At 44.1% G+C, this 10,803-nt stretch carries 12 protein-coding genes; 11 read left to right on the top strand and 1 reads right to left on the bottom strand.

Going from position 1 to position 10,803, the window contains the following annotated elements:
* Positions 1 to 27: 27 nt before the first annotated feature.
* The 3 genes from BM101_RS01320 (at position 28) to BM101_RS01310 (ending at position 1,824) form a co-directional block, all read left to right on the top strand.
* Positions 28 to 114: a zinc ribbon domain-containing protein gene (locus BM101_RS01320; protein WP_457921098.1), complete on the top strand. Its 87-nt coding sequence runs from the start codon at positions 28 to 30 to the stop codon at positions 112 to 114.
* A gap of 184 nt (positions 115 to 298) precedes the next feature.
* Positions 299 to 679 carry a hypothetical protein gene (locus BM101_RS01315; RefSeq protein ID WP_087031675.1) on the top strand — a complete coding sequence of 127 codons (381 nt, stop codon included), beginning with the start codon at positions 299 to 301 and terminating at the stop codon, positions 677 to 679.
* 212 nt (positions 680 to 891) lie between these two features.
* Complete coding sequence (locus BM101_RS01310) at positions 892 to 1,824, top strand: coiled-coil domain-containing protein (protein ID WP_087031673.1); 933 nt, start codon at positions 892 to 894, stop codon at positions 1,822 to 1,824.
* Positions 1,825 to 1,996: 172 nt separating this feature from the next.
* Here BM101_RS01310 and BM101_RS01305 read toward each other — a convergent pair whose 3' ends face one another.
* Positions 1,997 to 2,854: a YitT family protein gene (locus BM101_RS01305; protein WP_177194315.1), complete on the bottom strand. Its 858-nt coding sequence runs from the start codon at positions 2,852 to 2,854 to the stop codon at positions 1,997 to 1,999.
* 344 nt (positions 2,855 to 3,198) lie between these two features.
* Between BM101_RS01305 and BM101_RS01300 the strand changes: the two genes are divergently transcribed.
* From BM101_RS01300 to BM101_RS01265, 8 genes are all read left to right on the top strand, one after another.
* Complete coding sequence (locus BM101_RS01300) at positions 3,199 to 3,819, top strand: methyltransferase family protein (RefSeq protein WP_087031669.1); 621 nt, start codon at positions 3,199 to 3,201, stop codon at positions 3,817 to 3,819.
* Positions 3,820 to 3,936: 117 nt separating this feature from the next.
* A complete protein-coding gene (locus BM101_RS01295) occupies positions 3,937 to 4,596 on the top strand; it encodes a DUF998 domain-containing protein (RefSeq protein ID WP_245825626.1) in 660 nt (219 codons plus the stop codon).
* Between the two features lie 382 nt (positions 4,597 to 4,978).
* Positions 4,979 to 5,917, top strand: coding sequence for an AEC family transporter (locus BM101_RS01290; RefSeq protein ID WP_087031666.1), 939 nt, complete (start codon positions 4,979 to 4,981; stop codon positions 5,915 to 5,917).
* Between the two features lie 276 nt (positions 5,918 to 6,193).
* Positions 6,194 to 6,955, top strand: a complete 762-nt coding sequence (locus BM101_RS01285; RefSeq protein ID WP_087031663.1) for a DUF3784 domain-containing protein — start codon at positions 6,194 to 6,196, stop codon at positions 6,953 to 6,955.
* Complete coding sequence (locus tag BM101_RS01280) at positions 6,955 to 7,734, top strand: carbon-nitrogen hydrolase family protein (protein ID WP_087031660.1); 780 nt, start codon at positions 6,955 to 6,957, stop codon at positions 7,732 to 7,734. Before BM101_RS01285 ends, BM101_RS01280 begins: the two co-directional genes overlap by 1 nt.
* A 136-nt stretch (positions 7,735 to 7,870) precedes the next feature.
* Positions 7,871 to 8,533 carry a uridine kinase gene (udk, locus tag BM101_RS01275; RefSeq protein ID WP_087031657.1) on the top strand — a complete coding sequence of 221 codons (663 nt, stop codon included), beginning with the start codon at positions 7,871 to 7,873 and terminating at the stop codon, positions 8,531 to 8,533.
* Positions 8,534 to 8,780: 247 nt separating this feature from the next.
* The gene (locus tag BM101_RS01270) at positions 8,781 to 9,485 is read left to right on the top strand and encodes a TrmB family transcriptional regulator (RefSeq protein WP_087031655.1); all 705 of its coding nucleotides are present in this window, start codon (positions 8,781 to 8,783) and stop codon (positions 9,483 to 9,485) included.
* Positions 9,482 to 10,747 (top strand): diaminopimelate decarboxylase family protein, encoded by a 1,266-nt coding sequence (locus BM101_RS01265; protein WP_087031653.1) that lies wholly within the window; start codon positions 9,482 to 9,484, stop codon positions 10,745 to 10,747. Before BM101_RS01270 ends, BM101_RS01265 begins: the two co-directional genes overlap by 4 nt.
* Positions 10,748 to 10,803: the final 56 nt, after the last annotated feature.

Below are 10,803 nucleotides of genomic sequence, written 5' to 3'. Positions count from 1 at the left end.
CGTCGGGACGGCAAGAAAGCCCCGCATATCCGCGACTGGACGTGTCCGGATTGCGGCACATTCCATGATCGGGACATCAATGCCAGCCTGAACCTCTTGGCGTTAGCCAAGTAAAAGAAAAGCAATGAGGCAGGGGCTGCCTTTTGAGCCTACCCATATCCATTCCCTCTGTCTGCAAAGACATACGCAGGCAAGGAAGGAGTTCGTAGGAAGCTCGCGACTTGAGTCGTGAGTAGTTCACCAGCGTGGAAAGCATTCGTTTTATCAGTAGTTGTAATCCATCAAAGGAGTGAGTGTCATGAAGGATGTAACGGTTGAACTAAAAAAATTGGAAAGTTTCCTAGCGTTTGTGGCAGATAAGGTTGAGCCAGCCTCCAAGAGCGAGGTTGAGAAATCCATCAGTAACTTCCTGAAAGAAATAGAACTGGAGCACAGGGTTGATCTGAAATTTGATGATTTGATCAGAGAGATACAGTCCTTCAAAGAAGGTGGCGATTATTTAAAGACAGACATAGAAATCAGAATGAACAAGTTCCCAAATGGATCATTGGCTGAACTGATAGTGAGCGATCCCGAATCAGCGGACTACAAGACATTATTTGAGATAGAGAATCCGAACCAAGCGGATCTCGAGTGGCTAGAAGAGGTCAATGATAAACTATACCAACTGTTTGATTAATAATCTCCGCAATTCGATTCGCGATGAACGCAGAACCACTCCTTGCATCAGTGGTTCTTTTTTTTTTTTTTTCGATGGAAATATGCCGAAAATGATAGTATTCCTTGCCCTGTTTTATACGAAGCACAATCATTATTATCGGTTAACTGATATTAACTAGGTTAACTATATGATATAATAAGGGTATAAAGTTAACCGATAGGGGAATGGGAATGGCGGATAAAACATTTGGGGTAAAAGTGAGCGAAGAATTGCAGGAAAAGGTTCAGAACATGATTTCGGAATCCAGTCTGACTGCGAAAGAATGGTTTGAAAAAGCGATGTCGTTAGTGGCGGTCAATGAATTAAAAGAGGGCAGCGCGGACTACACGCAGGATTTGAATGAATTAGAAGCGCACACGACCAGAATCTTTGACCTGGTGGCTAATATGCTCAAACGTGCCGACTACCTGAAAGAGCACGAAACCAAAGGATTATTGGAAAAACTGGAGAACAGGGATACGGTCATTGCGGAATACCAGGGGAAATTGAAGAAAAGCGAAGCCTATGCGCAGGCAATCGAGGAACAAGCCGTTGTTGCGCAGCACGAAAGCGAAATATTGGCTGGAAAAATTGAAGAAACCCGGTTAACGAACGTCAACAACCAAGCGCTAATTGCCCAATACAAGGAGAAAATCGACTCTATGAGCGGTTTAGTGGCGAAATACCAAGGCTTTGCGGCAGAAAATGAATCGCTCAAGCAGGCTTTCGCGCAGGAAAAAGTGCTACTCCAGGATCAACTGCAGGAAATCGCTGATCAACTGGTCCAACAGAAGGACGAGATAAAGACCTACCAACAGACCATCCACTCATTAAAACACGCTCACAGCCTAGAAATGGAGCGACTGGAAGAGAAGAAGACCTATGAGAAGGATCGGGAGCTGTTGAATCAGGAAAAAGACCTGCTGCAGCAATTGGCAACGGTGCAGAAAGGACATAATGAAGAACTAAAGGCCGCATACGACGAAAAGGACAGGATCCGCAAAGAGTACGAAGCGAAGCTTGAGAAGCTGCGAAACGAACTTTCGGAATCGGAAAAGAAAAGGAAAGCTGAAGGCAACACTGGGAAATCAGTCGTAGTATCTGGTCCTGACAGGACAGAATAGGGACTATAGGACCAGCGTTTTAATCACTGTTGTTCAGCTTAGACCACCGGCGCTGTTTTCAGAAGCCGGATTAATAATTGTTTTAGAATTGAAGAAGAGGCAGGCGCAAAAATCATCATAAATGACTTTTGCGCCTGCCTCAAGAACTTTATTTTTCTGGTATTGTATTCGTTTATTTTTGGCGTCGTTCCAAGGTGAAGCCTTCTCCAGCGACCTCATGGATTTGGCCTATTATCACGAAGGCATACGGATCGATCTTTTGGATGACCTCCGTTATGGCATGGGATTTCCGCTGTTCGACAACGCAGAGAACTGCTTGCTGTTGGATGCCCTCATATGCCGTTTCCACGTTCACCATCGTAACGCCGACATCTTGAATGAATAGCAAAGCATCTTTGATTTCTTGGTATTTTTTTGAAATGATGAATAGCTGCATTTTATTCGAGCCTGCGACCATCACTTTGTTGATCACGATGGAAGTCAGGAATACGGTGATGAGCCCGTACAGGATCTGCTCCGTGTTGGAAAAAAATGCCTGGATAAGCAAGAAGATGACGTCAAAGGTGTACATACCGACTGCAACGGGAATGCGAAAATGTTTGTTGAGCAGTAGCGGCGGAATGTCCATCCCGCCCGTAGACGCTCCGACTTTGAATACCAGTCCTACGCCCAATCCGCATAATATCCCTGCATAAATAGCTGAAAGTAAGATATCATCCGTCATGTTTTGCAAAGCTGGCACTGTTTGGAAGAAAGATAAAAAGGACGGGAAAATGATCGTACTCAAAATTGTCGTCAAAGCGAATTTTTTGCCCAACAGGGTTGCTCCGACAAAAAACATAAAGACATTGAATACCGTCACGATCAATGAGATATTCAATTGAAAATAGTGGTTCAAAATAATAGCAAGACCGGTCGTGCCTCCAGCAATAAGATTTTTGGGTAAAATAAATGCTGCAATCGCAAAGGCTACTATAAGATTACCGGCAAGTACGGCGGTTACTGATTTTAAAGAATGTAAAAGTTTCAAATGTGTCACTCCTTTATCTTAGCGTTATCGTTCTGATATGCCTTTAACGAAAAGGATATCCAGGCCATTATAACAAATAAATGATTTATTGAAAGGAATCTCAGCAATTTTTCAATAAAAAAACTGTGAAACGAATTTTAATAAAAGGATTAGAAAAGTAAGCGCGTCATTTGCGTAAGCAGATGGAATTTTTTTCATTGAGAACCACAGTAAAATTAACGATTATAGCTGTATCGGACTATAATGGAAGCAGAGTATCGCTCAATCATCTTTCTCGGCTGGAAATAAAATGGAAAGACAAATATGAAGGCTCAAAAATTACCTGAAAGGGGCTTTGATGTGTTATGGGTGATGAATTGATTTTCCGAATTTTTTTCTGGGTGTTACTACTGATGATTCTCATTTTCAATCGGATCATACCGGCCATCAAAGCCAAAAAATCGGGGACAAAGCTTTGGCTGGATAAAGAGGCCATAAAAAATGAAGGGAACACTCTTGTGATGCTCAGAATAATATCCGGCATTATACTTTGTCTGTTTGTCAGTATCTATTCCTTTTATCCGTCTCTCAGTGATAGGTTTCAATTCTACTTGCCGATTTGGCTAAGGTGGCTTGGGACGGTTATCGCCACAGTCGGCGTTCTGTTCTGGATATATGCACAGTCAGTATTGGACAGAAACTGGTCTGGAAACCTGAAAATTCAGAAGGGACACAAATTGATGACTACCGGTCCTTACGGAAGAATAAGGCATCCTATTTACGCGGCGATGCTCTTATGGTCAGTGGGTCTCGCTTTATTCACTGCTCATACATTTTTTGTTTTACTTTTGATAATCGTAATAATTTTTATGTCTTCAAGAGTACCCAAAGAAGAAAAAATAATGATAGAGCATTTTGGTGAAGAATATAAAAAATATATGAAAAAGACAGGAAGGTATCTTCCGAAAATGAACCATCCTAAATAGTGGGGTCAAAAAAGGCACCATTGCGCTTTAGTATCGGGAATCGTGTGATCCTTTTATCTGTTTTCTTGGCGAAAGACTATCGCAAAACATTGAATCTATAAGAATGGAGGGGACAGGGTGGGAAAAGCCAATAAATTTTTGATGCCATCAGGCATGGTTGGCGTACTGTTCTATTTAGCGCATACAATTACAGGCAGGCTTTTGTGGCCAGAGTATGATCCCATCACGATGGATATCAGTTCCCTTACCGCTGTCGGAGCACCCAATGCCGAATCAGTAAAAAGATTGACGTTTGTTTACGGCATCTGTATGCTGCTGTTTGCATTCGCCATGATAAAGAAATCGTTCAGCCAATACCACAGCCTCTTAAAAACTGGATCTGTCGTCTTCATGATCATGCAGCTGACTTCAATAGTGGGTTATGGCTTGTTTCCGCTGACTGGGGATAAGACTGAGATGAATTTTCAAAATCGGATGCATGTTATTGTTACGGCGGTTGTGGTCATTACAACAATTGCATCAGCATTCTTGCTTGCATTCGGGTACTTGAAACAGGAAAAAATGAAAGGACTGGGGAAATTCACTTTAGCGTTGGCTGTACTCATTACCCTATTTGGAGCGCTGACCCCCATTTCCATGGGTTTGCAGTTGAACATATTGGGTTTGACGGAGCGATTGACCATTTATTCCTTGCAACTCCTTATCTTTGCGCTGTCTTTCGTCTACACCTTTTTGGACAACAAGGGCAGGGATTTGAAGAGGAGTACAAAAACATAAAAGTATTGTGCGAGGTCCACGTTCTAAAATACATAATTGAAGGCCAAGGTTCTCATATGGATTTTGGTCCTTTCTTTCGGGTTTAAATTTCTGGATTATCGGTGGCAGTACTTGTGTTATATGGGAAATATTGGCATTGAAAATTATGCTGTTTTCATGTAAAGTTTTTTTATCAAGACTCGTTCCGAAAGTCATTCAAAGGATATTTTGACAATATCGAAAAATATGCCGACAAACGGCAGTGCGATGGGTAGCTAATGATAACTATTCCATAGTTTAATATTAAAAAAATGCTTTACGCTGATAGAGGCATTTGACAGAGCTAATCTGCTAAGTCGGTTACTTCCATGGCGTTGAAAAGATTAAAAAGGGAGGGGATTTAATGGGGAATTTTACCATCGCAGTGAATGCAGTGTTGCCGTTGCTGTTCTATATGTTGATTGGGCAAGGCTTGCTGCATGCGAAACTGCTTGATGGGCCGACCTATCAAAAATTAAATAATGCCATATTTAGGTTCTTTTTACCGATCAATTTATTGATGAATGTTTACAATGCGGACATAAGAAGTTCGTTCCGTGTTGACGTGTTACTTTTTGCGGTCAGTTTAGCGGCGGGGATTTTCGTGATTCTAGCTTTTATGATTCCAAAAATCGAAAAAAGTAATGCGAAACGCGGCGTGATGCTGCAGGGCGCCTTTCGGTCAAATTTCGTTTTGTTCGGCTTGCCGATTGCAGCTTCACTTTTGTCGGAAAAGCAGTTGGCGATGACGTCCGTACTGATTGCAGTCATTGTGCCGCTGAACAATGTTCTGTCCGTGGTGGCCTTGTCCATTTATTCAGATCATCAGGTCCGTCCAAAACAAATCCTGACGGATATTTTAAAAAATCCCATGTTCATCGGAACGATAATCGGCGTCATGATTGGCATCTCAGGCATGCGATTCCCAGTACCAGTCGACAATACGTTGAATGGCATCAAAGGCTTGGTGACACCGCTGGCTTTGATTGTTATGGGCGGGACCTTCCGATTTGAGGCATTGAAGGATTCAAGAAAGCAATTGACTATTACCGTGTTTGTAAAATTGCTCCTTATTCCAATCGGGGGATTGCTCCTTGCGGTCAGCGCCGGATTAAGAGGCGAAAATCTGGTGCCCATGATGACGATGCTGGCTGGGCCAACGGCCGTTTCCAGTTATACAATGGCACAGCAAATGGGCGGTGACCCGGATTTAGCCAGCCAAATCGTTGTTTTCACGACCATTTTATCCATGTTCACCTTAGTGATTTTCATTACGATATTAAAATCACTAGGATACATCTAAGAAGTACATTCGTTAAATAGAATTACACGACATTAAAGAATAGGCTGCTCGAAAAGGATTTTTATCCTGAGCGGCAGCCTATTTTTTATATGCAACGGTTCTTGTGTTATGATAAAGACAAAAGAGCGGAGATGGAAGAGAGAGTATTTTTTAGTTCTTTCGCTGTCTTTAACGTTCAAAATGAAAAGGCTTAATCGGCCTAGCCATTCCCATTTCCATCCGAAATAGGATGGGTTGGGGGTTGGGCGGTGAAGCATTTAAGGAGGGTAGATAAATATGTGGTTTTCTTTTATGATGGCGGCGCTCTTCATCTTTATGGGGCTGTCGGTGCACGTTTTTAAATGGTATTTTCTGATTTCGGGATACAATACGATGCCGAAGGCGAAGAAGGCCAATGTAGACACAAAAGGCCTCGGCAAATTAATGGGCTTGTATGGCTACGTCAACGGGGCCGTCTTTGCCGTGATGGGCATCCTGCAAGCACTAAGCGTGAAGGTAGCCGTGGAGCCGTTTTTTTTATTCTTTGGCATCACGACGGTCTATCTGCTGGTCAAAGCCCAAAAATATGACGGCAATCTCTTCGACGAAAATGGGAAATGGCGGGCAGGGGCTGGGAAGCAGTTGGTGGTGCCGCTTGGCATAGCCGGGTTGACGCTCCTCGCTGTTGGCGTCTTGCTGTTTTTTTCTGTTCAACCGACAGAGGTTTCCCTCTCGGAAGATGGTGTCCAAATACATGGGATGTACGGTGAAACCTATGCCTGGGACAAGATCGAGTCCGTCGCGTTGAAGGAAACGCTCCCCACCATCAAATGGCGCAGCAACGGCTCCGCGTTAGGGTCGCATCTGAAGGGACATTTCCAGACAGCCGAATTTGGCGGGGTCAAACTGTTCATCGATGCGGAAAAACCGCCCTTCATTTATCTCGAAGAAGAGGGGAAGACCGTCATCTTCAATATGGCGGATACCGAACAGACCGAAGCAATCTACGGGGATATCCTGAAAGAAATGGATATTCAAAACCAGACGGGAGGCAACTGATGAAGATCGGATTGGTACAAATGAAGGTCATCGACGACAAAGGAAAAAACCTGATTCATGCGGAAAACCTGTTGCGGGATGCAGCCAGCAAGGGAGCGGATCTGATTGTGCTCCCCGAAATGTTCAACACTCCCTACGACAATTCCTATTTTCCTGAGTATGCAGAAGAGAGGGGCGGCGAAACCTATGTCCGGCTTTCGAAAATGGCCAAGGATAATCATGTCTACCTAGTCGGCGGCTCCGTACCAAGACGGGAAGACGGCAAAATCTACAACACCAGCTACGTCTTCGACCGCAAAGGCGATAAAATATACGAACACAGCAAAGTCCATCTGTTCGATATCCAGATTGAAGGCGGGCAGCATTTCCGGGAGTCCGACATTCTATCACCCGGCGATAAATTTGGTGTCTTTCCGACTGAATTCGGCATCTTCGGGTTGGGTATCTGCTTCGACATCCGCTTTGCTGCGGAGTTTCAGAAGATGCAGCAGGAGGGGGCCGTGCTCTGCATCGTTCCGGGAGCCTTCAACATGACGACGGGGCCGGCACACTGGGAACTGACTTTTCGGGCGCGTGCGCTCGACAATGAGCTGTTCATGGTCGGGGTAAGCCCGGCACGGGATTTGGACTTCAGCTACCACGCCTATGGGCATTCGATCGTGACCAATCCCTGGGGGGAAGTCGTCGTTCAGCTCGGCTTTGATGAGGAGGTCAAAATCGTAGAGATCGACCTGGACATGGTCGACAGCATCAGAAGGCAACTGCCCATCTTGGAATAACAGGTGAAATGAAGCGGCGACATCTTGATGCTCGGCAATTAAATAGGTGCTGTTTCGTCGTGTGCTCCATTTTGATTTTAATAATAAAGGGAAAGCTCTTGTTCACGATGGATGATGCTTGAAAGGAGTGGATACTATGATCATTATAGGAATTGCCGGAGGGTCCGGCGCGGGGAAGACAACGGTTGCGCGCACCGTGGCAGAGAGGCTAGGGGAAGAAAATGTAGTCTACATTTCGCAGGATTGGTACTATAAGGATCGTTCACATCTGAGTCTGGAAGAACGGGAGAAACTGAACCTCGATCATCCGAATGCTTTTGACAGCAAATTATTAATAGCCCATTTAAAACAACTACGCCAAGGACACCCTATCGAGGTTCCGCACTATAACTTCAGTACCCAATCCCGCACCACAAAGACGATGCATTTAGAGCCCAAATCGGTAGCCATTCTGGAAGGGATTCTGGTTTTGGCAATAACGGAAGTGCGCTCGTTGATAGACTTTAAGATTTTTGTGGACGCAGAACCGGATATCCGTTTAATCAGGCGTATCGAAAGGGACATTAGGGAACGCAATAGCACTTACGAAAAAACGGTGAAGCGTTATCTGACGACGGTCAAACCAATGCATGACGCCTTCATAGAACCTTCTAAGATATTTGCGGACATCATTGTGCCACGAGGCGGAGAAAATGAAATCGCCACCGATATGCTAGCGGAATTTGTCGAACACTACACCGTTCACCACTCGGGTGGAACAACAACGAATAATGAAAACAATCTGGCTGAAACCCAGTAATGATGAGTTCACCTGAAGATTAAGCACCTTATTCTTTGGAGAGGTTTCACATCCATCGTCACACCTTTTCCGGGAACAAAGGGTAGATAGAAATAGCTGCATTTCTGGTTTTGATAAGAAATGCAGTTTTTTCGTTTTTCAGAAGCATTAAAATAGACAAGGAAATGGAAATGTTATATAGTGTTCCTATACAGTAATACTAAATTAAAAAGTAAGGGATTCATTTGTATGAGGGGTGATATTTTTATTGGATAACATTGAATTGTTGACACAATTTAACCTGACCAGACATGAGGCCACCATCTATTTAAGGTTACTATCGGATGGCGATCTGAATGGCTATGAAGTTTCAAAAATCACCGGCATTTCGCGTTCGAATGCATACGCATCTTTGGCGTCCCTCGTCGAAAAGGGTGGGGCGTTTGTTATTGAAGGTCCAACTACCCGCTACACGCCGGTACCCATCGAAGAGTTTTGCGGCAATAAAATCAGGAAGCTTCAGGAAACGAAGCAAACGCTGATCAAAAGCATTCCCAACAAAAGGGAAGAGGCGGAGGGGTATATCACCATCACGGGTGAGAGCCACATCCTGAATAAAATGAAGAACATGATTGCAGAAGCAAAATCGAGGGTCTATCTTTCGGTGTCAGGGGAAATCCTGCAGGAACTTCTGCCCGAAATGGAAGATGCCATCAGCCGGGAAATCAAAATCGTAATCATAACCGATGTTCCCTTTACTATGGAAGGAACGATCGTACACATGATGGAAAAATCAAAGCAGCAGATAAGGATCATTGCAGACTCAGCCAATGTGCTCACTGGGGACATTGATGATGGCGAATACTCCACTTGCCTGTATTCAGGGAAGAAAAATCTGGTTGATTTATTGAAAGACTCTTTACGGAATGAAATTACATTAATCGAAATGACGAGAGGAAGCGCAAATATATGACGAAGACAACGTTTGTGAACAAAGAACAACTAGAGGAAATTGTAAAAGAATATCCAACACCATTCCATTTGTATGACGAAAAAGGAATCCGCGAAAATGCCCGTCGATTGAAAGAAGCATTCTCATGGAACAAAGGCTTCAAAGAATACTTTGCAGTCAAGGCGACACCGACACCAGCCATCCTGCAGATCCTGAAAGAAGAAGGCTGCGGGGCAGATTGTTCATCCTACACGGAACTGTTGATGTCTGACGCGCTTGGATTCAAAGAGGATGATATCATGTTCTCATCCAATGTGACACCAAAAGAAGATTTTGTGCTGGCACGCAAATTAAACGTAACCATCAATCTGGATGACATCACCCACATCGACTTCTTGGAGGAAGCAGCCGGCATTCCGGAAACGATCAGCTGCCGCTACAATCCAGGCGGAGAGTTCACCATCAACAATGAAATCATGGACAAACCCGAAGATGCAAAATACGGTTTCACGCGTCCACAGATGACGGAAGGCTTCAAAATTTTGATGGATAAAGGCGTTAAACATTTCGGTATCCATTCCTTTTTAGCCAGCAATAATGTGGAGGAAGAATACTATCCGATCCTTGCGAAGATCCTTTTCCAAACAGCTGTGGAATTGAAAGAGGAAACGGGCGCGCATATCTCATTCATCAACCTTTCCGGCGGTATCGGCATCCCTTATCGTCCTGAACAAAAACAAGCAGATATCTATAAGATTGGGGAAGGCGTCAGAAAGGCATTTGAAGAAATTCTTGTCCCTGCTGGTATGGGCGATGTTGCCATCTACACGGAATTGGGAAGATTTATGCTTGGACCATATGGTTGCCTGGTTGCGACTGCAATTCACGAAAAACATATCTACAAAGAATACATCGGTTTGGATGCTTGCGCAGCAAACTTGATGCGTCCTACGATGTACGGAGCGTACCATCACATTACCGTAATGGGCAAAGAAAATGAACCGGCTGATCATAAGTATGATATCACTGGGGGATTGTGCGAAAACAACGATAAATTCGCGATCGACCGGATGTTGCCGAAAATCGATATCGGTGATTTGGTCGTTCTGCATGACACGGGCGCCCATGGCTTCTCAATGGGATACAACTACAACGGGAAATTGCGTTCCGCTGAAGTCTTATTGAAGGAAGACGGCAAAACGGAATTGATTCGCCGTGCCGAAACGCCAGCTGATTATTTTGCCACTTTTGACTTTACTGGGCTGTTCAAAGACATTAAATAAGCGCGAACCATCATTTTTGCCGGGAATCAACCGGGGGAAAAAGGTATAAATTACAA

The sequence above is a fragment of the Trichococcus palustris genome, assembly GCF_900114465.1.
GTDB lineage: Bacteria > Bacillota > Bacilli > Lactobacillales > Aerococcaceae > Trichococcus > Trichococcus palustris.
The sequence above is the reverse complement of the archived record's forward strand: the minus strand, read 5'-3'. Positions and strand labels throughout refer to the sequence as shown.